This window comes from Mycobacterium sp. MOTT36Y (genome assembly GCF_000262165.1).
Lineage (GTDB): Bacteria > Actinomycetota > Actinomycetes > Mycobacteriales > Mycobacteriaceae > Mycobacterium > Mycobacterium intracellulare.
On record NC_017904.1, the window covers coordinates 4,633,032 to 4,657,579 of the forward strand.

Sequence of the window (24,548 nt, forward strand, 5' to 3'; positions counted from 1 at the left end):
CGAGGAACACGACATGACTGCTCAAATCACCGTCACCAAGCTGGGAAGTCGCATCGGGGCCCGAATCGACGGCGTCAGCCTCGGCGGCCACCTCGACGACGCCGCGGTCGAGACGATCCGCCGGGCGCTGTTAACGCACAAGGTCGTCTTCTTTCGCCACCAGCACCACCTGGACGACGAGCAGCAGCTCGACTTCGCGCGCCTGCTGGGCACCCCCATCGGCCACCCGGCCGCGTCCGCCCTGGCCGCCAAGCACATGCCGGTGATCACGCCGATCGACTCCGAGTACGGCAAGGCGACCCGCTGGCACACCGACGTGACGTTCGCCGCCAACTACCCGGCGGCCTCGATCCTGCGGGCCGTCACCCTGCCCTCCTATGGCGGCTCGACGCTGTGGGCCTCCACCGTGGCGGCCTACCAGCATCTGCCGGAGCCGCTGAAGCACCTGGTGGAAAACCTCTGGGCGCTGCACACCAACCGCTACGACTACGTGTCCACCGAGGCGGTTCTGTCGATGAGCGACGCGCAGCGGGCGTTTCGGCAAGCCTTCGAGAAGCCCGACTTCCGCACCGAACATCCCGTGGTGCGGGTGCACCCGGAGACCGGTGAACGCGCGCTGCTTGCCGGCGATTTCGTGCGCGGCTTCGTGGGCCTGGACGACCACGAGTCGAGCGTGCTGCTCGAGCTACTCCAGCGGCGAATCACCATGCCGGAGAACACCATTCGCTGGGCCTGGGCGCCGGGCGACGTCGCCATGTGGGACAACCGCGCGACCCAGCACCGGGCCATCGACGACTACGACGACCAGCCCCGGCTCATGCACCGCATCACCTTGATGGGCGATGTGCCGGTCAACGTGCACGGCGAGCGCAGCCGGGTGGTCAGCGGCACACCGCTCGAGGTGCTGGCGAGCTAGCGCCCGATGGTGACGACCCGCAGCGCCCGGCTACGCCGCGCTCGCGATCGTCACGAGACCGAGCTGACCGGATCGACCGGTGACCAGCGCAGCGCGCCCGGGGCGGAGAGGGGCACCCGCGGGTGCGCCGGCGCTATCGGATCCAGCCGGCGATACGGCTCGCCCTGCGCAGGCCGCCGGTCGTTTTCGCCGTTGTTCGGCCACAGCGACGCGGCCCGCTCGGCCTGGGCGGTGATGGACAGCGACGGATTCACGCCCAGGTTCGCCGAGATCGCCGCGCCGTCCACCACATACAGGGTCGGGTAGCCGTAGACCCGGTGATAGGGGTCGATGACCCCGTGGTCGACGTTGTCGCCGATCACCGCGCCGCCGAGGAAGTGCGCGGTCAGCGGGATGTTGAGCAGCTCGCCCCAGGTGCCGCCGGCCACGCCGTCGATCTTGGCGGCGATGCGGCGGGTGACCTCGTTGCCCACCGGGATCCACGTCGGGTTCGGCTCGCCGTGGCCCTGCTTGCTGGTGTACCAGCGGATGCCGAGCTTGCCGCGTTTGGTGAACGTCGTGATCGAATTGTCCAGGTGCTGCATCACCAGCGCGATCATGGTCCGCTCACTCCACTGGCGTGGGTTGAGCAGCCGCAGCATTCCGCGCGGATCCGCACGGGCGGTGTCCAGCAACTGCTTCCAGCGGGGCACGAACGTCCCATCGGGCCCTCCGGGCCCAGGGGGTCCGTCGGTCATCAACGTCTGCAGCAGCCCCATCGCGTTGGAACCCTTGCCGTAGCGGACCGGCTCGATGTGGGTGTCGGGCGTCGGGTGGATCGACGACGTGATCGCCACCCCGTGGGTGAGGTCCAGATCCGGAGAGACCTCCAGGCGCCCGGCCCCGACGATGGACTCGGAGTTGGTGCGGGTCAGCACGCCGAGGCGGTTGGAGAGCCGGGGCAGCCGGCCCTCGTCGCGCATCTTGAACAGCAGGTGCTGGGTGCCCCACGTCCCGGCGGCCAGGATCAGGTGCTTGGCGGTGTAGGTGCGCCGGTCGCGGCGCAGCCAACTGCCGGTGCGCACCGTGCGGACCTCCCACAGCCCGTCGGGCCGCTGCTCGAACCGCTTCACCGTCGTCATCGGAATGACTTGCGCCCCACCCGATTCCGCGAGATAGAGGTAGTTCTTCAGCAGGGTGTTCTTGGCGCCGTAGCGGCACCCGGTCATGCAGCAGCCGCACTCCAGGCAGCCGGTGCGCTCGGGTCCGGCTCCGCCGAAGTAGGGGTCCGGCACGGTCTTGCCCGGCGCCTTGGTGCCGTCGGGGCCGAAGAACACCCCGACCGGCGTCGGCACGAACGTGTCACCGCAGCCCATGTCGTCGGCGACCTCCTTGACGACGCGATCGGCATCGGTGAAGGTCGGGTTCTCCACCACGCCCAGCATGCGTCGCGCCTGGTCGTAGTGCGGCATCAGCTCGTCGCGCCAGTCGGTGATGTGCGACCACTGCTGGTCTTTGAAGAACGGCTCGGGCGGCACATACAGCGTGTTGGCGTAGTTCAGCGAGCCGCCGCCCACGCCGGCGCCGGCCAGGATCAGCACGTTGCGCAGCGGGTGGATGCGCTGGATGCCGTAGCAACCCAGCTTCGGCGCCCATAGGAACTTGCGCAGATCCCAGGACGTCTCGGCGAAATCCTCGTCGGCGAACCGGCGTCCGGCCTCGAGGACGCCGACGCGGTAGCCCTTTTCCGTCAGCCGCAACGCGCTGACGCTGCCCCCAAAACCCGAACCGATGATCAGTACGTCGTAATCCGGCTTCATCGCACCAGTATGGCCTTACTCGCGGGTAACAAACCAGCGGCCTCCGCCGATGCGCGGGCGCCCGGCCGGCCGGGCGGTCGGCGTCCGGCGCCCGGCTGGCCGGGCACTCGCCGATGACGAGTCAGCTACCGACGGTCAGCCCGACCTTCTGGAATTCCTTGAGGTCGCAGTAGCCGGCCTTGGCCATCGACCGGCGCAGGCCGCCGACCAGGTTGAGGCTGCCGAACGGGTCGTCGGACGGTCCGCCCAGCACCTGCCGCAGCGGCGGGCGTTCACCGACGGCGATCTGCAGCAGCGCCCCGCGCGGCAGCGACGGGTGGGCGGCCGCGGCCGGCCAGAACCATCCCTCGCCGAGCGCCTCGGCGGACTCGGCGAGCGGGGTGCCCAGCACCACCGCGTCGGCGCCGCAGGCGATGGCCTTCGCCAACTCTCCCGAGGTGTGGATGTCGCCGTCGGCCAGCACGTGCACGTACCGGCCGCCGGTCTCGTCGAGGTATTCGCGGCGCGCGGCGGCGGCGTCGGCGATCGCGGTGGCCATCGGCACGCTGATGCCCAGCACCTCGTCGCTGGTGGTCACGCCCCGGGTGGCGCCGTAGCCGACGATGACGCCGGCGGCGCCGGTGCGCATCAGGTGCAGCGCGGTGCGGTGGTCCTGCACGCCGCCGGCGACCACCGGCACGTCGAGCTCGGAGATGAACGTCTTCAGGTTCAGCGGCTCGCCGTCGCTGGCGACCCGCTCCGCCGAGACGATGGTGCCCTGGATGACCAGCAGGTCGATGCCGGCCTGCAGCAACGCCGGGGTGAGCGCCTGGGCGTTTTGCGGGCTGACCCGCACCGCGGTGGTGACGCCGGCCTCCCGGATACGGGCGACGGCCGAGCCCAGCAGGTCCGGGTTCAGCGGGGCGGCATGGAATTCCTGCAGCAGCCGGATCGCCGCCGAGGGTTCGGGCTCCTTGCTGGCGGCCTCGACCAGCTGGGCGATCTTGGCCTCGACATCGGCGTGCCGGCCGATCAGCCCCTCGCCGTTGAGCACGCCCAGCCCGCCGAGGCGGCCCAGCTCGATCGCGAACTCCGGCGACACCAGCGCATCGGTCGGATGCGCCAGCACCGGGATCTCGAACCGGTAGGCGTCGAGCTGCCAGGCGGTCGACACGTCCTGCGACGACCGGGTGCGCCGGGACGCCACGATGCTGACTTCGCTCAGTTCATAGCTGCGACGGGCGGTGCGGCCCATCCCGATCTCGACCATCTGGGCCTCAGCGCGCGTAGTAGTTGGGGGCTTCGACCGTCATCGCGACGTCGTGCGGGTGGCTTTCCCGCAGCCCGGCCGCCGTGATCCGGACGAACTGGGCCTGCTGCAGTTCCTCGATGGTCGACGATCCGGTGTACCCCATCGCCGCGCGCAGACCGCCGGTCAGCTGGTGGATCACCGAGGACAGCGGGCCGCGGAACGGCACCCGGCCCTCGATGCCCTCGGGCACCAGCTTGTCCTCGGAGAGCGCGTCGTCGGCGAAGTAGCGGTCCTTGGAGTACGACTTTCCGGTCCCGGAGCCCCGGCCCGCCATAGCCCCCAGCGACCCCATGCCGCGGTAGCTCTTGAACTGCTTGCCGTTGACGAAGATCAGCTCGCCGGGCGCCTCGGCGGTGCCCGCCAGCAGCGAGCCCAGCATGGCGGTCGACGCCCCCGCGGCCAGGGCCTTGGCGATGTCGCCGGAGTACTGCAGCCCGCCGTCGGCGATCACCGGCACCCCGGCCGGCCCGCACGCGGCGACGGCCTCCAGGATCGCGGTGATCTGCGGCGCGCCGACGCCCGCCACCACCCGGGTGGTGCAGATCGACCCCGGCCCCACGCCCACCTTCACGGCGTCGGCGCCGGCGGCGACCAGCGCGGCGGCCGCCGACCGGGTGGCGACGTTGCCGCCGATCACCTCGACGCGGTCGCCTGCCTCGGCCTTGAGTTTGCCGACCATGTCGAGCACCAGCCGGTTGTGCGCGTGCGCGGTGTCCACGATCAGCACGTCCACCCCGGCGTCGATTAGCATCATCGCCCGCACCCAGGCGTCGCCGCCGACGCCGACGGCGGCGCCGACCAGCAGCCGGCCGTCGCTGTCCTTGGTGGCCAGCGGGTGCTGTTCGGTCTTGACGAAATCCTTGACGGTGATCAGCCCGGTCAGCCGGCCGTGGCCGTCGACGATCGGCAGCTTCTCGATCTTGTGGCGCCGCAACAGGCCCAGCGCCGCGTCGGCGGACACCCCCTCCTGCGCGGTGATCAGCGGGGCCTTGGTCATCACCTCGGCGACCTTCTTGGTCTGGTCGACCTCGAACCGCATGTCGCGGTTGGTGATGATGCCGACGAGCGCGCCCGACTCGTCGACCACCGGCAGCCCGGAGATGCGGAACCGCGCGCACAGGGCGTCGACCTGAGCCAGCGTGTTGTCCGGGCGGCAGGTGACCGGATCGGTGACCATGCCCGCCTCGGAGCGCTTCACCATCTCGACCTGGCCGGCCTGTTCGGCGACCGGCAGGTTGCGGTGCAGCACACCCATGCCGCCGGCGCGCGCCATCGCGATCGCCATCCGCGACTCGGTGACGGTGTCCATCGCCGAGCTCACCAGCGGCACCTTGAGCCTGATCTTCTTGGTGAGCTGGCTGGACGTGTCGGCGGTGGCGGGGACCACGTCGGAGGCCGCGGGCAGCAACAGGACGTCGTCGAAGGTCAGCCCCAGCATCGCGATCTTGTGCGGGTTGTCGCCCCCCGTGGGCACCGGGTCATCGACCAGGCCGCCGACCCGCACATACGGACTGCCGACGAGGTCAGAGCTGGCTTCCAGGTGGGACGTGCCACGGGTCATCAGTGGGGCCCTCCATACGATGCGGCGTGAGAAAACCCATCCTATCGGCTCCCCTTCGCCGGGTGACGATGCGCGCCGGGACGGCGCGAGGAGGAAGCCGGCCAATCGGGCACAGCGTGAGAGTTCGCTTGCTCGGGGCGCGCCGCACACCCCGAACGGAACGGGAACGGCGGGCAGCTCCCTGCTGGCGTTATCCCGACCGGGCTGCGTAGGCTAGGGGCGTGCGCGACCACCTCCCACCGGGTTTGCCGCCCGATCCTTTCGCCGACGACCCCTGTGATCCGTCGGCGGCACTGGAAGCCGTCGAGCCGGGCCAGCCCCTGGATCAGCAGGAGCGGATGGCCGTCGAGGCCGACCTCGCGGATCTGGCGGTGTACGAAGCGTTGCTGGCGCACAAAGGCATTCGCGGGCTCGTCGTCTGCTGCGACGAGTGTCAGCAGGATCACTACCACGACTGGGACATGCTGCGGGCCAACCTGCTGCAGCTGTTGATCGACGGCACCGTGCGCCCGCACGAGCCCGCCTATGACCCCGAGCCGGACGCCTACGTCACGTGGGATTACTGCCGGGGCTACGCCGACGCCTCGCTCAACGAGGCGACGTCAGACGCCGACGGCTTCCACCGCCGTCACTGATTGGGCGCACCCGGCGTAGCCGCCGACGAGGGCAGCGTCGCGTTCGGGTTGCGCGATTCGACCTTGGCGTTCAACAGCTTCAGCTGATTCATCAGCTCCCGCTTGGCGACGGGGTCGTCGATCGACTGCACCAAACTGCTCACGTCGGTCAGCTGATTCTTGGCCTGCTCCCACTCGCCGCGGTCGATCGATTCCTGCACCTTGGCCAGGTCGGCCTTGGCGGCCAGCATTTCCTGCTTTTCGTGGACCCGCGGTTGGTCGAAGAACATCGCGTGCAGCCCGTGCAGGGGGGTGCCGGGACGGGCCTCTACCACCATGGCCCCGAAACCGCTGAGCGCGATCAGCGCGGCGGCGACCGAGGCGATGGCGGTCAGGCCGCGACGGCCCCGCCGGCGCTCGGCCAGTCCTTTCCGCAGCGCGTTGACGGCCTCCTCGGGCGTCACCAGCGCGCTGGCCGGCGGCCATCGCAGGTTGTCGCGCCAGTCCTCGAGCATCGTGGTCAGCACGTCGACGTCGGGGTCCTCGACGCTCACCGGCCGGCGCTGGGCCAGCGCATCGAGGAGCAGGTCTGTGCGGGCGAATTCATCCAGGGATTCAGGCACAGTCACCTGCCGCAATCATCTCGGACTTCAACCGCGACAACGCGCGGTGCTGGGCAACTCGGACCGCCCCCGTGGTGCTGCCGACCGCGGCCGCGGTCTCCTCGGCGGACAGGCCGACGACGACGCGCAGGATCAAGATCTCGCGCTGCTTGGCGGGCAGGATTTCGAGCAGTTCGCTCATCCGGCTCACCGAATCGGCTTCGATGGCAAGCTGTTCGGGCCCCGCGTCGGGCGACCACCGTTCGGGAATCGATTCGGTGGGATAGGCGAGGTCACGACCGGCGGCCCGATGGGCGTCGGCGACCTTGTGGGCCGCGATGCCATAGAGGAACGCGAGGAAGGGGCGTCCGCGATCGCGATAGCGGGGCAGCGCCGTGATGGTCGCCAAGCACACCTCCTGCGCCACGTCATCCGCTGACAGGCCACCCCGATCGACCGTGCCGACGCGGGCCCGGCAATATCGCACGACGATCGGACGGATGGTCTCCAGCACCTCCCTCAGCGCGCCGTGGTCTCCGGTGACGGCCTTGGCGACCACGGCATCGAGACGTTCCCCTGCTGGAATTGTCATCGACGGTGATATCCCTAACGTTACGAACCGGACACATCGCGGGCCAACTGGGCTAACTAACGAAATGACAATAACGGGCGGGGGCCCGATTCAAGCGGAACGCCACGTTCCACCGGCGTGCCGCACCTGGCCTGCGCAGACATCCCGGATTTCGTGCAGTTGCTGTGCCGAAAACGTGACGCTTTCGATATCGATCAGCAAGCACGCCAACGCCCAACGCAACGGGAGCAGACCTAACCGGCCGGTGGTCTGCAGCGCGGCGTCCGCGACCGCGCGGGCGCGCTCGATGTTTCCCGCACTGCACAGCGCGGCGGCCAGCACCACCTCGCTCTTGACTCGGTGCCGGGCCGACGGGACGCTCATGGCCGCCGCCAGCTCCGCCGCCTCGCCGGCATGGCGGACGGCGACGTCACCCTCGCCGCGGGCCATCGCGAGTTCGGCGGCCACCCACCGCCGGCGCACCGGAATCCGGTCGGGCACGGGCGTTTTGGGGTCCGTGGCTGCCAGTAGCGGGTCGGCGCGCGCCAGCAGCGCCGCCGCGGCCGCGAAACGCCCCACGCCCAGCGCGTCGGCCGCCAGCCCGATCAGGGCGTCGGCGCCCGCCTCGGGATCGGCGCCGGCCAGCGCCAGGGCGCGCCCGTCCCAGCGTCGCGCGACGGTGTGCCAACCGAGCTGGCGCAGGAACGATCCCTGCGTGCTCATGCCCAGCGAGGCCAGCCGGCCGGCCGGCGCGGCGCGCCGCAGCGCCGCGAGGTCGCGCTGCGCGGCGCCGTAGCGCCCCTGTCCCCCGGCCGCGACGGCGCGCAGCCACAGTTGCGCCGGCGTCGTCGCCGACGGCAGCGGCCAGTCGCCGGGCCCGTCTCCGAACGCGGCGTCGGCCAACCGCCGCCCAATCAAGGAAGTGTGACGAGTTTCAATCACAATGATGTAGTAAACAGTTTGTGGTCTTCCTGTTACCGAACAGTTAATCACTATAGCCCATGGATAAATTCGGCCCGCGGGCGCGGTCGGCGCTGAGCTGGGAAATCACGTTTCGGACAACCGCCTGGTAGCGCCCCGTCGGAGGCGCCATTTCATTCGAGATGAACGCAACGTTAATTTTGCACCAAAGGACACATACTTTGCCGGGCTAAGTGGCTATTGACGGAAATTCACCGTCGCCCCTAACGTCTACACACGACGGGTAGTCATCGGGGACTCCACTCCGCTTAATTTAAGTTGCACACAATCGCTTTCGCGAACCCGACCGCACGTGGGCGGGCCGTGCAGAGAGGGAACGAACCAATGCCACAGCCGGAGCAGCTACCTGGACCCAACGCCGACATCTGGAATTGGCAACTGCAGGGCTTGTGCCGCGGCGTTGACTCAGCAATGTTCTTCCACCCCGACGGCGAGCGCGGGCGCGCCCGCATGCAACGCGAGCAACGCGCCAAGGAAATGTGCCGGCAATGCCCGGTGATCCAGGAATGCCGTTCGCACGCCCTCGAAGTCGGCGAGCCCTATGGGGTGTGGGGCGGCCTGTCGGAATCCGAGCGCGACCTCCTGCTCAAGGGTGACCTCGGCCGCGGCATCCGCCGCAGCGCCTGACCGATCGTCCTTCGCGGGCGGCGGCCTAGTATTCCGGCCGTCGACGCGACCTGGGCAGGTACTCCGCGCCACCCTCGCCTTCCCAGCGGTGGATCTGCTTGTCCGGAACGTGCGCCGAATCACGCTGGGTGAACAGCGATTTCGCCTTCTCCGCGGGCATGGTTGCTTCCATCGTCTGCATCATCGCAAGACCACCTGTGGCCCAAGGCTTTTCGCCGCATGCATTTCGTACGGCAGGGCCCTCAGCACCGTCACGGACCGCCCCGTCCCACCCGGGATGGCGTAGAAACGCTGGTCGCCGGGGCGGGCGCCGGCAATCGCGCGACCCAGCGGGGACGCCATCGAATAGGCCTTGATGCCGGCGGCCTCGGGGCACGGCCGGCCGAGCAGAAGCGTCTCCGTCTCGCCGGTGTCGTCGTAGCGGATGGTCAACACCATGCCCGCTTCGGCGACGGGGTCAAAGGCCGCCCCTTCGCCGACGACGACCGCGTGGGACAGCAGGCCCTCGATCTCGCAGATGCGCGCGCGCCACACGGACTGGCGCGCACGGCGATTCGGGTTGTAGTCCATGAGGTCGTCGGGAACCTCGGCCCCGCGGCGCGAACGCAGCCCGGCCAGTTCGTCGTGCAATCGGGTGTAGTCCTGAGGCGTCATCCGGATGCGCTGGATGGTGGTCATGGCGCGTGGCGTCCTTTCGTGTCGGAGGGGTTGCCGCCAGGGGCGGGCGGGCCGGTGCACCGCCCCTGACGACTCGGGTCGCCCGGGGGGCGAAGTCTTCGTCCGTCGCTGATTCCATGGTCGCGTGACCCGTCGCGCCGGCGCTTGCCCCCACCGGACAACGGGGAGGGGGCTCGTTGTCGAGCCCCGACAATGTCATCGCCGCCGCACGGCCCGGCCGGCCGTCGAATGAACGATTCGCATCCGCAGTCCGTGAACCAGACATGGACGCGGCGGGCCAGCCGCGGTCTATAGCCGACGCGGCGTCGAGACGCGTTGCGCCGCGCCGGTCCTCGCACCCGAAGGGGATGCACCGTGGCACATGGGCGCACCACACTGGGACGACAAGCGTGGCTGGATCGGCCGAGCTACCGACTCGAGCACGCTCTGACCTTCGTGTTCGCCGCGGCGGGTCGGCACCGGGATCGGATCAGCAATTTCTTGCACGGCACCTGGCTCGGTCATCCGCTGCATCCGGCTCTGACGTCGATTCCGATGGGAGCGCTGACGACGACGGTCGCAATGGATGCGGTCAGCGTGTTGCCGCGCCGCGCCGCGCCGCTGCACGACGCGTCGAGGTTTGCGCTGGGCGTCGGGCTCGCCGGCAGCGTCGGCGCGGCCGCCACCGGACTGACGGATTGGCAGCACACCCACGAACAATCGCGTCGAATCGGTCTCGTCCACGGCGCCCTCAACGCCATAGCGACGGGCCTGTACGCGGCGTCATGGTGGGACCGCCGGGGCGGGCGGCACCGGCGCGGGATGGCGGCGAGCGCGCTGGGCTACGGCCTCACCCTCGGCGCCGGCTACCTCGGCGGCACGTTGGTGTTCGCATCGGGCACCGGGGTTGACCGCTCCGGCGCCCGGCTGAGCGGAGACCGGTGGACACCGGTGCTGGCGGTCGCGTCCTTGGATGGCCAGCCGCGGCGTGTGGAGGTGGCCGGCGTCGGCGTGGTGCTCTATCGCAACGAAGGCCGGGTGTTGGCCGTCGGCGAGCACTGCCCCCACCTGGGCGCGCCGATGAACGACGGCTGGATCGACCGCGATCGAATCGTTTGCCGCTGGCACGGTTCCAGGTTCGCGTGCGAATCGGGAGAAGTGTTGCGCGGACCGGCAACAGCGGCGCTGCCGAGTTATCCGGTGCGGATCCGCGACGGGCTGATCGAGGTGCGCGGAGTCGCGCAGTGAACGCCTACGACGTGCTGTTCGAGCACCACAGAGTTTTACGCGGACTCTGCGAGAGGATCACAGCGATACCGCCCGAGGCCGACGAGCGCCAAGTCGCCCTCGACGAGCTGTTGATTGAGCTGGACGTCCACATGCGGATCGAGGACGACCTGTTCTACCCCGCCGTGTCGGCGGCGAGCACACTCGTCGCGATCGCCCATGCGGAGCATCGCCAGGTCTGGGATCAGTTGGCGGTGCTCCTTCGGACGTCGCCGACCGCGCCGGACTACGAAGACGAATGGCGCTCATTCGTCACCGTCCTCGATGCCCATGCCAGCGAGGAGGAACGCGACTTATGCCCGGCCCCAATAGATTTGAGCGAGGACATGCTCGAGCGCCTCGGCAACCGAATGATCGAGCGCATCGCCCGGCTGCGTGGGTCGACGCTCAACCGGCTCCGCGTCCGCGGCCGCGCGGCCCTGCTCAGTTCGCTGTGACGGGCGGGGATCTGGCGCTGCGGCGAGGCGTGCCCGTTTTTGAAATCGGCGAATTGGGTAGGCACCGCCCATGAACAAGGGCGCATCCTTCGCGGTCGCGGCGCTCACCGCGACCCTCGCACCGCTGGCCGCCTGCGCGAACCAGCAGGGCAGCCAACCCAATACGTCGCCGCTGACCAGCCCCGCCCCGGGCGCGGAGCGGCTGACCACCCAGCTCAAGACCGCCGACGGGATTCCGGTCGCCAATGCGACCTTGGAATTCGCGAACGGCTACGCCACGGTGACCGTGGAGGCCGGCCCCAACCAGGTGCTGAGCCCCGGTTTCCATGGGCTGCAAATCCATTCGGTCGGCAAATGCGAGGGCGACTTCGACTCCGCGGGAAGCGTCTACCAGGCGGCCGATCACACGGGCTACCCCGCCAGCGGAGACCTGACCGCGCTGCAGGTGCGCTCCGACGGCTCGGCGAAACTGGTCACCACCAGCAACTCGTTTACCGCCGCGGACCTGAGAAGCAGCTCGGGCAGCGCGCTGATCCTGCACCAGAGTGTCGACAACTTGGGCACCAGCCCGACCGCCGAGTCGAACAAGCGCATCGCCTGCGGCGTGATCGCCGCGGCGTCGGCGACGACGACCTCGTCGACCACCAGCGTCACGACCAGCACCACAACCGTCGCGGTGCCCCCGCCATCGATCAGCACCAGCACGAGCACGGTCACGGTCACCAGCACCCCGGCCGTGACGTCCACGCCGACCACGACCGTGACGACCCCGCCGAGCCTGCCCCCGGGAACCCGCTGACCCTTTAGGCCCGAAAAACGGCGCCCGCCCCGCGGCGGCGAATTACTGTTCTGAGATGCAGACCGCGCTGTTCACCCTGGGTCTGGTCTTGTTTCTGCTCGGCCTGCTCACCGGGCTGGCGGTGCCCGCACTGAAGAACGCGCGCATGGGGTTGTCGAGCCACCTCGAGGCGTTGCTCAACGGCATGTTCCTCGTGTTGCTCGGTCTGCTGTGGCCACATATCCACCTGGCCCACGCGTGGGGAATCGCGGCGGTCGCGCTCATCGTGTACGCGGCCTACGCGAACTGGTTGACGACGCTGTTCGCGGCGGTGTGGGGCGCCGGTCGCAGATTCGCGCCCATCGCGGCGGGCGACTTTGAGGCCTCGGCCGCCAAGGAGAGCTTTGTCAGCTTCGGGTTGGTGTCGCTCTCGCTGGCGGTGGTGGTGGGCGTCGGCATCGTCATCGTCGGGGTCCTCGTCGGGCGCTGAGGATCGTGCTTAGGTCGGGATTGTGAAACCCCTCGCCGACTTCTTTCGCGACACGGTCGGGGCGCGGATAGCGGTGGCCGCCGTGCTCGGAGTCGCCGTCGCCCTTGGGGTGGGCAACACGGTCGGCTGGCGGTTCGCGCTGGCCGGCTGGATCGTCACCGCCGGTGTCTACGTGGTGTGGACGCGGCTCATCCTGGGCGGAATGGATGCCGATCAAACCCGCGAATATGCGACCCGGGAGGATCCCACCCGGTGGGCATCCGACGCGGTCATCGTGTCGGCGAGCGTCGCGAGCCTGGGCGGGGTCGGTTACGTGGTCGCCGCGGCGTCGCGTTCGGGTCCCGGCGCCGTGGAAGCCGCCGTCGTCGGCATCCTGACCGTCGCGGCGTCCTGGTTCGCCGTGCACACGCTGTTCACCGTGCACTACGCGCGGCTGTATTACTCGGACGAACCGGGCGGAATCAACTTCCACGACCCGGAGCCGCCGCGCTTTCGCGACTTTGCGTATGTCGCCTTCACGGTCGGCATGACCTATCAGGTGTCAGATACCGAGATCGGATTGACCTCCATCAGGGCCACGGTGCTGCGCCAGGCGCTGCTGTCCTACCTGCTCGGCGCGGTCGTCCTGGCGGTCACCATCAACCTGATCGCGGGATTGGGCGCCAAGTTCTGACGCGTGCGGTCGAGTGGAACGCGTTGCGCCACAGACCTATCCGGAAACGTCACCGAAGGTGATAGGCGAACGACTTCTCTTGACGCTGCTTCATCTTCTCCAGGCACTGGTGGTGCTTGCGGGCGTGATACGCCAGCGGGAAGTAGGTGAGCCGGTCGGGCAGCACGCGGTAGGCGGTGCGGATCGCGGTGTACACGCGGATGAGTTGACGTTCCTCCTTGGGACTCCAAGTGACGCCGAGCTTTTCGCGAAGACGCGGGTCGAGCAACCCCACGACGGACAGGTAGTTGAGCCGGAGCGCGGGCAGCACCGCGGCCCGCACCAACGGCGCCAGCGCTTTCGGCAACGACGGCGGCACGTCGACCCTGCCGGTTTTCATGTCCTCCATCAGCTGCAGCGCCTGGGGCGTGCCCCGCAGCGTGTCGATCATCGCTTCGAAATAGTCGGCCATCTCTTGCTGCGACTCGGGATAGCCGCGCATGGGCACGTGGAGCAGCCGGGCCAGCCGGCGGTTGTCGCGCAGCAGCTCCTCTTTCTCGGCCTCGGTGAACTCGCGCCCGATCAACAACCGCCCGGCCTGTGCGTTGACGATGTAGCCGGTGGCGATCACCCACTGATAGGCCTCGGGATTCAAAGCGCTGATCTGCCTACCGGTCTCGGCGCTTTTCATGGTGATCGGCTGGTGCATCGCACGGACGCGGTCACCTTCCGCCCTGGCCTCGGTGCCGCCATAGGTCCAGCGCAGGACCGAGTCGACGGAACGGATCGCGCGGCCGCCGGGGTCCCCGTGGAAGGCAGCGGAGTAGCGGCCGGTGATTTCGGCGATGACCGGGTGCATGGCCTGCATCATGAACGCCGCGCCCTCGAGGATGAGGAATGTCCAGCGCCCGGTGTGCTCGGCGGTCAGCGATTCCGGCGGAACGAGTTCGATCTCTTCTGCGTCCTGTTGGTCCTCGGAGTGCCGGCGGACATCGACTTCGGGACTTGCGGTCATGGCGCCGACGCTAATGTGACCGTAAGGTCGCGTTCAAGTCGCGTTAGGAGTTCATGTGGGCACCGCAAAGTCCAGCTCAAGGCGCCGAAAAGCGCCGCAGCAAGCACGCTCTCGCGAGATGGTCGCGAAAATCGTGTCGTCGACAACATTGCTGCTGCGCCAGCACGCGCCCGAGCAGATCACCACCAACCTGATCGCCGAGAAGGCCGGCGTCAGCAAGGGCTCGATCTATCAGTACTTCGCCGACAAGGAACAAATCATCAACGCGGCGATCGAACGGCTCGCCGCCGAGCAGGCTCCCGCAATCGAGGACATGCTCAGGGGGATCACCCTCGACCGGCCGGAGTCGGCGATGGAGTCATCGATCGACATCCTGATCGACTACACCATCGCCAACCGTCGGCTGATCCGCTACCTCGCCGAACGGCCCGACCACGTCCGCACGTTCGACAAGGTCTCGGGACTCAACGCCACGCTGCTGGCGATGACCACGCTGCACATGAATCACTACCGCAGCCAATACCGCGACGAGCTCAGCCCCAGCGCGTTGGTGTGGTTGTTCTTCAACATGGCCGTGGCGACGACCATGCGCTACATCGAGTCGGACGATCCCATCCGGCTCGACGAATTGCGGGCCGGCCTGAAGTTCGCGTCCGCCGGCTTGCTGGCCGCGGGCCGCACCGAGCCCTGAAGGAAAACACCCCGGGGCGCCGGGGCGGAAGAATCGAGAGACTTACCCCGGGTCATGCGGCGGTCCGCACATCGAGCTTCGGAAGCATAAGCTGGCTATGACTTCGCCAATGCTTCGTACTTCTTAACTTGGGATTCCAGGGTTTTTATGACCTCGTCGGCGTTGGCATTCACTAATCCGCCACCGCCAGTATTGATGAGGACAGGCCCATCGACCGCGAAGAACGAAAGCAGGCTGGCGCCATCGGCAGTGATCTTGACTCCGACTGAGCCAGCGGCGACCTTTGGCGCGGACATCGGCGCGTAAGTGAGATTGGAACCGTTGTAGGTTTCGCCCGTGCAGGTTGCGAGGGCATCGGTTAAGGACTTGAACGACGCTCTAGCTTGATCGGCGTCGGCGTACTGGCGCAACCCGACTTTGAGAAATTCAGCGGACAGGCCACCTCCCTTGGTGAAGTCCCGCTTCACATAGCTTTTCTCTTGGAAGGCCGGCTTGTAGTCGCAGAATGTCTTGTCGACCGACCTGTCCGAGGGAGGGTCTTGGCTGTACCCGGCAGGAAGGTCCTGCACGCCAAGTAGCGCCTCGGTGAGCGCCTTCTCGGAAAGGATGCGTTGGGTGGGGGCGCCGGATGCGGTCGAGGCCGTCGTAGCAGTCGTGGTCTTACTTGAATCCGATGTGCCACTGCCGCAACCCGCGGCCGACAAGGTCAGCACGAGAGTCAGCAGGATCCGCGGCACCAATCGCCCCTGCGAGTTCACTTGCCGCAACTTACCTGAACCAGAATTACATTCGATGTCGATGCAGCCTTTTGGGCGGTTAGGTGCGACGCCAGAAATTGCCTCCAAAAACGAAGCACCCCCGGTTTCGCCGGGGGTGTTCCGTGTCTAGTCGCCTAGTGGTGGTGATGACCGTGGCCGTGGCCGTGGTCATCGGCTTCCTCGGCGGGCTTGTCGACGACCACCGTCTCGGTGGTCAGCACCATCCGCGCCACCGACGCCGCGTTGAGCACCGCCGAGCGGGTGACCTTGACCGGGTCGATGACACCGTCGGCGATCAAGTCACCGTAGGTGAGCTTGTCCGCGTTCAGCCCGTGCCCGTTGGGCAGCTCGGTCACCTTGTGCACCGCGACCGCGCCGTCGAGCCCGGCGTTGGTGGCGATCCAGTACAGCGGGGCCGCCAGCGCCTCGGAGAAGACGTCGACGCCGAGCGCTTGATCGCCGGACAGCGAGCCGCGCAGCTGTTGAAGCGCCTTGCGCGTCTGCAGCAGCGCCGAGCCGCCACCGGCGACGATGCCCTCCTCGACGGCGGCCTTGGCGGCCGCGACGGCATCCTCGACGCTTTCCTTGCGCTCCTTGAGCGCGGTCTCGGTGGCGGCACCCACCTGGATCACGGCGACACCGCCGGCCAGCTTGGCCAGCCGCTCCTGCAGCTTCTCGCGGTCCCAGTCGGAGTCGGTGGACTCGATCTCGGCGCGCAGCTGCTTGATGCGGTTGGCCACCGCGTCCTTGGCGCCGCCGCCGTCGACGATGACGGTGTCGTCCTTGCTGACCACCACGCGGCGAGCCGAGCCCAGCACGTCCGTGCCGACCTCGCGCAGCAGCAGGCCGGCGTCGGGGTTGATCACCTGGCCGCCCGTCACGATCGCCAGATCCTCGAGGAACGCCTTGCGACGGTCGCCGAAGAACGGCGCCTTGACGGCGACGGCCTTGAGCGTCTTGCGAATCGAGTTCACCACGAGGGTCGCCAGCGGCTCGCCCTCGATGTCCTCGGCGATGATCAGCAGCGGGTTGCCGGATTCGGCGACCTTTTCCAGCATGGGCAGCAGGTCGGGCAGCGAGCTGATCTTCTCCTGGTGCAACAGGATCACCGGGTCGTCCAGCACGGCCTGCTGGGCGTCGAAGTCGGTCACGAAATACGCCGACAGGAAGCCCTTGTCGAAGCCGACGCCCTCGGTGAACTCGAGCTCGGTGCTCAGCGTGGAGGATTCCTCGACGCTGACCACGCCGTCGGTGCCGACCTTGGTCATCGCCTCGCCGACGAGCTCGCCGAGGAGCTGGTCACGCGACGACACGGTCGCCACCTGGGCGATCGCTTCCTTCCCGGAGACCGGGGTGGCCGACGCCAGCAGGGCCTCGGACACCGCGTCGGCGGCCTTGGAGATTCCCGCACCGAGTTCGATGGGGTTGGCGCCGGCCGCAACCAGGCGCAGGCCGCCCTTGACCAGCGCCTGGGCCAGCACGGTGGCCGTGGTGGTCCCGTCGCCGGCGACGTCGTTGGTCTTGGTCGCCACCGACTTCACCAGCTGGGCGCCCAGGTTCTCGAACGGGTCTTCCAGGTCGATCTCCCGCGCGACGGTGACACCGTCGTTGGTGACCGCGGGCCCGCCGAATGCCTTGGCCAGCACCACATGCCGGCCGCGCGGGCCCAACGTCACGCGTACCGCGTCGGCGAGCGTGTTCACGCCCGCCTCGATGGCGCGGCGCGCCGTTTCGTCGTACTCAATAATCTTGCTCATCAGGCTCCTTCACGCCCCAGCTCTGAGGCTCTAACGCATGCCGCCCCGGAAATCACCCGCGCGGACGCGGGGATCGCCGGGGCGGGACACGGTTCTTACTTGGAGACGACAGCCAGCACGTCGCGCGCCGACAGGATCAGGTACTCCTCGCCGTTGTACTTGATCTCGGTGCCGCCGTACTTGCTGTAGATGACGGTGTCGCCTTCCGAGACGTCCAGCGGGATGCGCTTCTCGCCGTCTTCGTCCCACCGGCCGGGGCCGACTGCGACGACGGTGCCTTCCTGCGGCTTCTCCTTGGCGGTGTCGGGAATGACCAGACCGGACGCGGTCGTGGTCTCGGCCTCGTTGGCCTGCACGAGAATCTTGTCCTCGAGTGGCTTGATGTTCACCTTCGCCACGATTGGAGCCCTCCAGTGTTTGGGTCGGGTCCGGGACGAGCCCGGACCGGGAGTTGGTGGCCGGTCCGGGGCGGGCCCGGAACCTGCCGAATTATCAGGTGTTCGGCATTCGTCCATGCCCGAGCGCCGTCGTCGCGGGTGCCGACACAGGGCGTGGCCGATTGCCACCTAGCACTCTATACACGGGAGTGCTAGCACTCAAGGGGGCCCCGCTGCTCCCCGCGTGTTCGCCCTCAGCGATCAGCTGACCTGCGCCTTCACCACCGGCAGGCCCGGGTCGCTGGGCGCGTCCAGCGGGGACGGCGGCGCCCCGGCCGCCACCAGATGCGCGGCGAACGACGCGATCATCGCCCCGTTGTCGGTGCACAGCCGGGGCCTGGGGATGCGCAACGTCAGGCCGGCCGCCGCGCAGCGCTGCTCCGCCAGCTCCCGCAACCGCGAATTCGCGGCCACTCCCCCGGCGATCAGCAGTGTCGAGACGCCGAGGCCCGTCGCGGCGCGCACGGCCTTGCGGGTCAGCACGTCGGCCACCGCCTCCTGGAACCCGGCGGCGACGTCGGCGTTCACCGCGTCCGGGTGGCTTTCCAGGTGCCGGGCCACGGCCGTCTTGAGGCCGGAGAAGCTGAACGCGTAGGGGTCGTCGCGCGGCCCCGTCATGCCGCGCGGGAAGGCGATCGCGTCGCGGTCGCCGGTGCGGGCCAGCTCGTCGAGCACTCTGCCGCCCGGGTAGCCCAGCCCCAGCAGCCGCGCCACCTTGTCGTAGGCCTCGCCGGCCGCGTCGTCGACGGTGCTGCCCAGCTCGACGATCGGCTCGCCGAGCGAGCGCACGTGCAGCAGGTGGGTGTGGCCGCCCGAGACCAGCAGCGCCACGCACTCGGGCAGTGGCCCGTGCTCGTAGACATCGGCGGCCAGGTGCCCGCCCAGATGGTTCACCGCATAGAACGGAACCCCCCAGGCGGCCGAATAGGCTTTGGCCGCAGCAACTCCCACCAAAAGGGCGCCGGCCAGCCCGGGCCCGATGGTGGCGGCGACGATGTCGGGCCTGTCCAGGCCCGCGGCCGACAGTGCGCGGCGCATGGCGGGCCCCAACGCCTCCAGGTGCGCGCGCGAGGCGATCTCGGGGACCACGCCGCCGAACCGCACGTGTTCGTCGACGCTGGAGGCCACCTCGTCGGCCAGCAGGGTGACGGTGCCGTCGGTGTCCAGCCGCGCGATGCCAACTCCCGTTTCGTCGCACGAGGATTCGATGGCCAAGATCGTCGTCACAGCGCCTCCCGCCGCATGGTGTAGGCGTCGGCGCCGCTGACCCGGTAGTAGCGCCGGCGCACGCCGATCTGCTCGAACCCGACACTGCGGTACAGCCCGATGGCCGCCTCGTTGTCGGTGCGCACCTCCAGGTACACGACGCCGCCGTCGGCGAACGTCAGCAGCTCGTCGAGCAACCGGCGGCCGATGCCCTGCCCCTGGTAGGCGGGGTCCACGCCGATGGTGTGGACCTCGTGCTCGTAGGGCGGTGTGCGGCCCAATCGCGAGATGCCGGCGTAGCCGACGAGCGTTCCGCCGACGCGCGCGCCCACGTAATGGTTGTGGGCACTGGCCAATTCGCGGTTGAACGCCGCCGCCGGCCACGGATCGTCGCCGTCGAAGAGCTGCGCCTCCAGCTCGGCGCAGCGCTGCGCGTCGGCTCGCGTCAACGCCCCGACGGTCACCGGCTCGGCGATCATTGCCGCGCCGCCAGGGGTTTGGCGTCGGGCCGACGCAGGTACAGGGCCACCAGCGGAGCCGGGTCATCGCGCCAATCCCCCACCGCGGCAACGAGTCCGGCCGGTGCCGGGTGGACGGGACCGCACACCGGCAGGCCGAACATCGCCGCGTGGTCGGGTGAGCCGGCCACCGCCTGCGCTCCGCCGTGGTCGACGTCGGCGGGGGCATCAACACCCGGTCCGCCGGTCCGGACGCCGTCGCGGTAGCGGGCCCAGTAGACCTCGCGCCGTCGGGCGTCGGTCACCACGAGCGCGTCCCCGGTGGTGTGCACGCCGATGGCGTCCAGGCTGCACACGCCGTGCACCGGGATACCGAGCGCATGCCCGTAGGCGGCGGCGGTGGCCATCCCGGCCCGCAGGCCGGTGAACGGACCCGGGCCGCAGCCCACCACGACGGCGTCGAGGTCGGCCATTGTCAGCCCCGCATCGGCAAGGGCGGCAAGCACATTCGGGGTCAGGCGTTCGGCGTGGGCGCGGGCGTCGACGGTGACCCGCTGCGCCAGCACGCACAGGTCCTCGCGCCGCACGATGCCGGCCGTCACCGCCGGGGTGGCGGTGTCGAGGGCAAGGACGAGGGTGCTCATGAACCGGCCCTGCTGTCGGCCCACCGCCAGGTCGCGATCCGCACGTCGGACCCGCTGAGGCGCTCCAGCCTGATGTCGAGGCGGCGTTCCGCGAGGCGCTCGACCAGACCTTCACCCCATTCCACCACGACGACAGCGTCGTCGAGATCGCTGTCCAAGTCCAGCGAATCGAGCTCACCGAGCAGGTCGGCGCCCCGGTTGTCGGTGTGGTCGAGCAACCGGTACATGTCGACGTGAATCATTGCCGGGGCGTTTTCCCGTCGCGGCGGATGCACCCGCGCCAACACGTAGGACGGCGAGGTGACCGGGCCATCGACGTCCATGGCCGCGGCAATCCCCTTGGCCAGCACAGTCTTTCCCGCACCGAGCGGACCGGAGAGCACCACCACGTCGCCCGCCCGCAGCTGCTCACCGAGCCGGGTCCCCAACGCGATCGTGTCCTCGACGCGCTCGCAGGTCGCGGTGCCCTCACCCCGCGGCGATCGCAAGCGCGGCGCAGCCGGGCGCGGCGGGTCGCCGCCATCAAACTCAGCCACGACGCCACAGCCTTTCCCGTATCCGCCGCAGCCGCAGCGCCGCCTTGGTCGGGGTGGCGCGCCTGACCAGCCGCACCAGGCCGCCGTTGATCGCCTCCGGCTTGTCCAGCAGCGCCAGGTGACTCGCGCCGACGACGATGACCAACTCGGACCGCGGCAGGCTGGCGGCCATCTTTCGCGAATACTCGTCCGGGGTCAGCAGGTCGTGGTCCCCGCAGGCGATCAGGGTCGGGACCCGCAGGAGGGTCCACAGCCCGGCGGTTTCGTCGTGCTTTTCCAACGCGTCCAGAAACCCCACCATGGTGGGTATCGGCGTGCTGTTCATCATCCGCTGCGAGAACGCGTCCAGGCTCCGGCTGACCTGCAGATCGCTGTAGGACGCGGCGCGCAGCACCGGGCCGATCAGCGAGCGGGATACGTTGCGGCCGCGGTGCATCAGGTTCGGCGCGGACCGCGCTGCGACCCGGACCGCCTCCAGCGCAGGGTTTTTCAGGATCTCGCCCAGTGGTGATCTCGCCACACCTTCGGCCGCCGAGGAAATCAGCGCGGCGCCCACGATTCGGCGCCCGTACTGTTCGGGGAACTGGCGGGCGTGCGACAACACCGTCATGCCGCCCATCGAGTGGCCCACCAGCACGATCATTCCGCGGGGCACCACCGCGTTCAGCACGGCCTGCAGGTCCCTGCCGAGCTGGGTCAGCGTGTAGGTCTCGGGCGCGGCCTCGCCGGATCGACCGTGGCCACGCTGGTCGTAGAAGACCATTCGCACGTCGGGGCCCAACTGGTCGGGCAGCCGGGTCCGCTGAAAGTGGAAGGCCCCCATCTGCAGGCAGAATCCGTGCACGAACACCAGCGTCAGCGGCGCGTCGGCGGGGCCCGCGTCGCGCACCGCGAGCGGCACCCCGTCGGGCGTGGTCACCACCAGGCCGCGGTCGTCCTCGAGCCGGTTGAAATCCTCGTGGGCGTAAGGGTCTTCGACCGTGGCGCGTTGGGTGATCGAGCGGCGGGCCGAGGCTCCGATGATCGTGGCGATGGCCGTCAGCCCTGCACCACCCGCAAGCCATGCCCTGCCCCTGTAGCGCCTGCGGGTTCCGTCAGGGCTCAATGGTTCGCGCCTCGCGGTAGGTCCTGGTGATGCGCCCGCGGGGGCTGGTCACCACTTCGTAGTGGATGGTGCCGAGCAGATCCGCCCAATCCTGCGCGGTGGGTTCGCCGCTCGCGCCCGGACCGAACAGGATCGCCTCGTCGCCCTCGGCGACATCGGTGGGCCCGGGTCCCAGGTCGACGACGAACTGGTCCATGCAGATCCGCCCGACCCCCGGTCGGCGCCGGCCGTTGATCAACACCTCCAGGCGGTTGCCCAGGGACCGGAAGACGCCGTCGGCATAGCCCACCGGCAGCAGCGCAAGGGTGGTGTCTCGCCGCGCGGTCCAGGTGTGCCCGTAGGACACGCTCTCGCCCGCACGGATCGACTTCACCAGTGCCACTGGGCATTTCACCGTCATCGCGGGAATCAGTCCCATGTCGCCGAGCTCGGGCACCGGGCTCAGCCCGTACACCGCGATGCCGGGGCGCACCATGTCGAAGGCGAGGTCGGGCCGCGACATCGTGGCCGACGAGTTCGACAGGTGCGCGGCCTCGTACCGCACGCCCTGATCGCGCGCCTGGGCGAGCATCTCGGTAAACCGTTGGGCCTGAAGGTCGTTGACCGGGTTGGCGGGTTGGTCGGCGTACACCATGTGGGACATCAGGCCGCGCAGCACGATGGCGTTCTCGGCGACGGCGCGGCGCAGCGCGGTCAGCATCGACGGGTAGTGCTCCGGCGGCACGCCGTTGCGATTCAGCCCAGTGTCGACCTTGACGGTGACCGTCGCGGTCCGGCCGGTGCGGCGCACGGCGTCGAGCAGCTCGTCGAGCTGGCGCTCCGACGACACGGCGATCTGTATGTCGGCCAGCAGCGCGGGCGCGAAGTCGAAGCCGGGCGGGTGCAGCCAGGCCAGCACCGGCGCGCGGACGCCGTCGGCGCGCAGCGCCAGCGCCTCGTCGACGGTGGCCACACCCAGCTCGGCGGCCCCCGCGGCCAGCGCGGCGCGCGCCGTCTGGGCGGCTCCGTGGCCGTACCCGTCGGCCTTGACGACGGCCATCACCTGCGCGCCGCCGGCCTGCTCGCACAGCAGCCGCACGTTGTGCGCGATGGCGCCGAGGTCCACCAGGGCCTCGGCGAGGAGGCCCGGTGTCAGGGATATCGGCGTAGCGGCCCGCCCGGTCATGGGCGCCATTGTCCCAGAACCGCGCCGCACGCCGCCGAGCGTGGACTTGTTGGCGAGATTTCGGCGTGATCGGCGCAACAACTCCTCGCTCGACGGCGCGGCGCCACCACCTCAGTGCGCGAAGTGCTGATCCGCGTAGTGGCCGCCGGGCCGGAGCTTGTCCAGCGAACTGAGCGCCGAGACGGCGTCATCGTGCAGGGCCCGGGCCAGGTCGGCGGACAGGCCCTCGCGCACCACGATGCGCAGCACGGAGACGTTGGTGGCGTTGTCCGGCATGGTGTAGGCGGGCACCTGCCAGCCGTAGGTCCGCAGCTCGTGGGAGACGTCGAACTCGGTGTAGCCGCGGTCCTTGGACAGCCGGAACGCGACCACGGGGATCGCCGAGCCGTCGGAGACCAGCTCGCAGTGCTCGCTGACCCGCAACTGCTCGCCCAGCCAGCGCGCCGTCCCCGACAGCGCCTGCATGACCTTCGTGTAGCCCTCCCGGCCGAGCCGCAGGAAGTTGTAGTACTGGCCGACCACTTGGTTACCGGGGCGGGAGAAGTTCAGCGTGAAGGTCGGCATGTCGCCGCCGAGGTAGTTGACCCGGAACACCAGGTCGTCGGGCAGGTACTCCTTGCTGCGCCACACCACGAACCCGACGCCGGGATAGGTCAGCCCGTACTTGTGGCCGCTGACGTTGATCGACACCACCCGGGGCAGCCGGAAATCCCACTTGAGCTCGGGGTGCAGGAAGGGCACCACGAACCCGCCGCTGGCGGCATCGACGTGCACCGGGACGTCCACACCGCCGCCGGCGGCCAGCTTGTCCAGCGCGCCGCAGATGTCGGCGACCGGCTCCAGCTCGCCGGTGTAGGTGGTGCCCAGGATCGCCACCACGCCGATGGTGTTCTCGTCGACGGCGTCGACGACCTGTTCGGGGGTGATGACGTAGCGCCCCTCCTCCATCGGCAGGTAGCGGGGCTCGACGTCGAAGTAGCGGCAGAACTTCTCCCAGACCACCTGGACGTTGGACCCCATCACCAGGTTCGGGGTGCGATCCTTCCAGTCCTTGCCGATTTTCGCGCGCCACCGCCACTTCATCGCCAGCCCGCCGAGCATCACCGCCTCGCTGGAGCCGATCGTGGACACCCCGCACGCGCTGTAGGGGTCGGCATCGTTCAGGCCGTCGGCGTGGAACAGGTCGGCCACCATGCACACGCAGCGCTGCTCGATGGCCGCGGTCGCCGGGTACTCGTCCTTGTCGATCATGTTCTTGTCGAACGTCTCGGCCATCAGCTTGCCGGCCTCGGGGTCCATCCAGGTGGTGACGAAGGTGGCCAGGTTCAGCCGCGAACTCCCGTCGAGCATCAGCTCGTCGTGGATGAAGCGGTAGGCGGCGTCGGGATCCATCGATTCGTCGGGCATCCGCAGTGCGGGGACCGGCGCGGTGAACAGCCGGCCGGTGTAGGCGGGGGCGATGGAGTGCGCGGGCAGCGAAGGGTGTTGTGGCACTGGGGAATCCTCTCGATAG

General features: G+C 69.1%; 28 protein-coding genes. 9 read left to right on the plus strand and 19 right to left on the minus strand.

Features of this window, described 5'->3' with window-relative positions; all coding sequences use genetic code 11:
- Positions 1-13: 13 nt before the first annotated feature.
- Complete coding sequence (locus tag W7S_RS21070) at positions 14-916, plus strand: TauD/TfdA family dioxygenase (protein ID WP_014712312.1); 903 nt, start codon at positions 14-16, stop codon at positions 914-916.
- A 50-nt stretch (positions 917-966) separates the two neighbouring features.
- On the opposite strand, the gene W7S_RS21075 is transcribed toward W7S_RS21070, so the two are convergent.
- From W7S_RS21075 to guaB, 3 genes are all read right to left on the minus strand, one after another.
- On the minus strand, positions 967-2,715 hold the full coding sequence (locus W7S_RS21075; RefSeq protein ID WP_014712313.1) for a GMC family oxidoreductase: 1,749 nt from the start codon (positions 2,713-2,715) through the stop codon (positions 967-969).
- A gap of 121 nt (positions 2,716-2,836) precedes the next feature.
- Positions 2,837-3,964: a GuaB3 family IMP dehydrogenase-related protein gene (locus W7S_RS21080; protein ID WP_014712314.1), complete on the minus strand. Its 1,128-nt coding sequence runs from the start codon at positions 3,962-3,964 to the stop codon at positions 2,837-2,839.
- 7 nt (positions 3,965-3,971) lie between these two features.
- Positions 3,972-5,567: an IMP dehydrogenase gene (gene guaB, locus W7S_RS21085; protein ID WP_014712315.1), complete on the minus strand. Its 1,596-nt coding sequence runs from the start codon at positions 5,565-5,567 to the stop codon at positions 3,972-3,974.
- 221 nt (positions 5,568-5,788) lie between these two features.
- Between guaB and W7S_RS21090 the strand changes: the two genes are divergently transcribed.
- Positions 5,789-6,202 carry a DUF5319 domain-containing protein gene (locus W7S_RS21090; RefSeq protein ID WP_007773416.1) on the plus strand — a complete coding sequence of 138 codons (414 nt, stop codon included), beginning with the start codon at positions 5,789-5,791 and terminating at the stop codon, positions 6,200-6,202.
- On the opposite strand, the gene W7S_RS21095 is transcribed toward W7S_RS21090, so the two are convergent.
- From W7S_RS21095 to W7S_RS21105, 3 genes are all read right to left on the minus strand, one after another.
- Complete coding sequence (locus tag W7S_RS21095) at positions 6,196-6,810, minus strand: anti-sigma-D factor RsdA (protein WP_014942862.1); 615 nt, start codon at positions 6,808-6,810, stop codon at positions 6,196-6,198. The genes W7S_RS21090 and W7S_RS21095 overlap by 7 nt on opposite strands.
- Entirely contained in the window at positions 6,797-7,375 is a 579-nt protein-coding gene (locus tag W7S_RS21100) for a sigma-70 family RNA polymerase sigma factor (protein ID WP_014381051.1), read from the minus strand. The genes W7S_RS21095 and W7S_RS21100 overlap by 14 nt, the downstream gene beginning before the upstream one ends.
- Before the next feature lie 90 nt (positions 7,376-7,465).
- Entirely contained in the window at positions 7,466-8,296 is an 831-nt protein-coding gene (locus tag W7S_RS21105; RefSeq protein WP_008260168.1) for a hypothetical protein, read from the minus strand.
- Positions 8,297-8,659: 363 nt separating this feature from the next.
- On the opposite strand from W7S_RS21105, the gene W7S_RS21110 reads away from it, so the two are divergent.
- Positions 8,660-8,962: a WhiB family transcriptional regulator gene (locus W7S_RS21110; RefSeq protein WP_008260171.1), complete on the plus strand. Its 303-nt coding sequence runs from the start codon at positions 8,660-8,662 to the stop codon at positions 8,960-8,962.
- 25 nt (positions 8,963-8,987) lie between these two features.
- On the opposite strand, the gene W7S_RS27225 is transcribed toward W7S_RS21110, so the two are convergent.
- Together W7S_RS27225 and W7S_RS21115 are read right to left on the minus strand one after the other, a co-directional pair.
- A complete protein-coding gene (locus W7S_RS27225; RefSeq protein ID WP_014381054.1) occupies positions 8,988-9,134 on the minus strand; it encodes a hypothetical protein in 147 nt (48 codons plus the stop codon).
- Between the two features lie 8 nt (positions 9,135-9,142).
- Entirely contained in the window at positions 9,143-9,640 is a 498-nt protein-coding gene (locus tag W7S_RS21115) for a GreA/GreB family elongation factor (protein WP_008260175.1), read from the minus strand.
- A gap of 354 nt (positions 9,641-9,994) precedes the next feature.
- Here W7S_RS21115 and W7S_RS21120 point away from each other — a divergent pair, with 354 nt between their 5' ends.
- From W7S_RS21120 to W7S_RS21140, 5 genes are all read left to right on the plus strand, one after another.
- The gene (locus W7S_RS21120; protein WP_014712316.1) at positions 9,995-10,867 is read left to right on the plus strand and encodes a Rieske 2Fe-2S domain-containing protein; all 873 of its coding nucleotides are present in this window, start codon (positions 9,995-9,997) and stop codon (positions 10,865-10,867) included.
- Positions 10,864-11,343 carry a hemerythrin domain-containing protein gene (locus W7S_RS21125; RefSeq protein ID WP_008260180.1) on the plus strand — a complete coding sequence of 160 codons (480 nt, stop codon included), beginning with the start codon at positions 10,864-10,866 and terminating at the stop codon, positions 11,341-11,343. Before W7S_RS21120 ends, W7S_RS21125 begins: the two co-directional genes overlap by 4 nt.
- 70 nt (positions 11,344-11,413) lie before the next feature.
- The gene (locus tag W7S_RS21130; RefSeq protein ID WP_008260182.1) at positions 11,414-12,142 is read left to right on the plus strand and encodes a superoxide dismutase family protein; all 729 of its coding nucleotides are present in this window, start codon (positions 11,414-11,416) and stop codon (positions 12,140-12,142) included.
- 55 nt (positions 12,143-12,197) lie between these two features.
- Positions 12,198-12,611 carry a hypothetical protein gene (locus W7S_RS21135; protein ID WP_008260183.1) on the plus strand — a complete coding sequence of 138 codons (414 nt, stop codon included), beginning with the start codon at positions 12,198-12,200 and terminating at the stop codon, positions 12,609-12,611.
- 22 nt (positions 12,612-12,633) lie between these two features.
- Positions 12,634-13,284 carry a DUF1345 domain-containing protein gene (locus W7S_RS21140; RefSeq protein WP_008260184.1) on the plus strand — a complete coding sequence of 217 codons (651 nt, stop codon included), beginning with the start codon at positions 12,634-12,636 and terminating at the stop codon, positions 13,282-13,284.
- 49 nt (positions 13,285-13,333) lie between these two features.
- Here W7S_RS21140 and W7S_RS21145 read toward each other — a convergent pair whose 3' ends face one another.
- On the minus strand, positions 13,334-14,278 hold the full coding sequence (locus W7S_RS21145) for an oxygenase MpaB family protein (protein ID WP_008260185.1): 945 nt from the start codon (positions 14,276-14,278) through the stop codon (positions 13,334-13,336).
- A 118-nt stretch (positions 14,279-14,396) separates the two neighbouring features.
- Between W7S_RS21145 and W7S_RS21150 the strand changes: the two genes are divergently transcribed.
- Positions 14,397-14,969: a TetR/AcrR family transcriptional regulator gene (locus W7S_RS21150; RefSeq protein WP_008260186.1), complete on the plus strand. Its 573-nt coding sequence runs from the start codon at positions 14,397-14,399 to the stop codon at positions 14,967-14,969.
- Positions 14,970-15,064: 95 nt separating this feature from the next.
- Here W7S_RS21150 and W7S_RS21155 read toward each other — a convergent pair whose 3' ends face one another.
- The 10 genes from W7S_RS21155 to W7S_RS21200 all read right to left on the minus strand — a co-directional run bounded on the left by W7S_RS21155 (position 15,065) and on the right by W7S_RS21200 (position 24,529).
- Positions 15,065-15,727, minus strand: a complete 663-nt coding sequence (locus tag W7S_RS21155; RefSeq protein ID WP_008260187.1) for a hypothetical protein — start codon at positions 15,725-15,727, stop codon at positions 15,065-15,067.
- Between the two features lie 134 nt (positions 15,728-15,861).
- Positions 15,862-17,484: a chaperonin GroEL gene (groL, locus tag W7S_RS21160; RefSeq protein WP_014712317.1), complete on the minus strand. Its 1,623-nt coding sequence runs from the start codon at positions 17,482-17,484 to the stop codon at positions 15,862-15,864.
- Positions 17,485-17,579: 95 nt separating this feature from the next.
- On the minus strand, positions 17,580-17,882 hold the full coding sequence (gene groES / locus W7S_RS21165) for a co-chaperone GroES (RefSeq protein WP_007167930.1): 303 nt from the start codon (positions 17,880-17,882) through the stop codon (positions 17,580-17,582).
- Between the two features lie 240 nt (positions 17,883-18,122).
- Entirely contained in the window at positions 18,123-19,148 is a 1,026-nt protein-coding gene (gene tsaD / locus W7S_RS21170) for a tRNA (adenosine(37)-N6)-threonylcarbamoyltransferase complex transferase subunit TsaD (RefSeq protein WP_014712318.1), read from the minus strand.
- Positions 19,145-19,606 carry a ribosomal protein S18-alanine N-acetyltransferase gene (gene rimI, locus W7S_RS21175; RefSeq protein ID WP_014712319.1) on the minus strand — a complete coding sequence of 154 codons (462 nt, stop codon included), beginning with the start codon at positions 19,604-19,606 and terminating at the stop codon, positions 19,145-19,147. Before rimI ends, tsaD begins: the two co-directional genes overlap by 4 nt.
- Positions 19,603-20,229: a tRNA (adenosine(37)-N6)-threonylcarbamoyltransferase complex dimerization subunit type 1 TsaB gene (gene tsaB, locus W7S_RS21180; protein ID WP_014712320.1), complete on the minus strand. Its 627-nt coding sequence runs from the start codon at positions 20,227-20,229 to the stop codon at positions 19,603-19,605. The genes rimI and tsaB overlap by 4 nt, the downstream gene beginning before the upstream one ends.
- Positions 20,226-20,717: a tRNA (adenosine(37)-N6)-threonylcarbamoyltransferase complex ATPase subunit type 1 TsaE gene (tsaE, locus tag W7S_RS21185; RefSeq protein WP_036453805.1), complete on the minus strand. Its 492-nt coding sequence runs from the start codon at positions 20,715-20,717 to the stop codon at positions 20,226-20,228. Before tsaE ends, tsaB begins: the two co-directional genes overlap by 4 nt.
- Positions 20,718-20,757: 40 nt before the next feature.
- On the minus strand, positions 20,758-21,807 hold the full coding sequence (locus W7S_RS21190) for an alpha/beta fold hydrolase (protein WP_193375032.1): 1,050 nt from the start codon (positions 21,805-21,807) through the stop codon (positions 20,758-20,760).
- Between the two features lie 52 nt (positions 21,808-21,859).
- Entirely contained in the window at positions 21,860-23,035 is a 1,176-nt protein-coding gene (gene alr / locus W7S_RS21195; RefSeq protein ID WP_014712323.1) for an alanine racemase, read from the minus strand.
- A 111-nt stretch (positions 23,036-23,146) separates the two neighbouring features.
- On the minus strand, positions 23,147-24,529 hold the full coding sequence (locus W7S_RS21200) for a glutamate decarboxylase (RefSeq protein WP_014712324.1): 1,383 nt from the start codon (positions 24,527-24,529) through the stop codon (positions 23,147-23,149).
- Between the last annotated feature and the right edge of the window lie 19 nt (positions 24,530-24,548).